Below are 281 nucleotides of genomic sequence, written 5' to 3' on the forward strand. Positions count from 1 at the left end.
CCGTCGAACGATGCCTTGCCCCAGCTCAACTGGGCTTGCGGCACCATCGACCATGCATCGCTCAGGCGGAAGCGTTGGCCGACTTCCACGCCGGCGGCGTAGCCGGTGGCCTTGTTGTCGTCCTCGGCCTTGCCCAGCGTATTGGAGTGCAGATCCGAATCCAGATGCGTCCAGCGCGCCTGGCCGTCCACGTACAGGCCGTTGTCGGCGTACCAGGTCAACGCCGCGCCCACGCCGTAGGCACGCGTGTTGATGCGGCCGTCGCCATAGGCCGAACTCAC

At 66.5% G+C, this 281-nt stretch carries 1 protein-coding gene; it reads right to left on the reverse strand.

Translation table 11 applies throughout. The features are described 5' to 3' along the window. Nucleotides 1-281 (reverse strand): autotransporter outer membrane beta-barrel domain-containing protein (locus tag ISP20_RS21485; protein WP_204638248.1); only part of this gene is annotated, 281 nt, incomplete at both ends.

This window comes from Dyella kyungheensis (assembly GCF_016905005.1).
Lineage (GTDB): Bacteria > Pseudomonadota > Gammaproteobacteria > Xanthomonadales > Rhodanobacteraceae > Dyella > Dyella kyungheensis.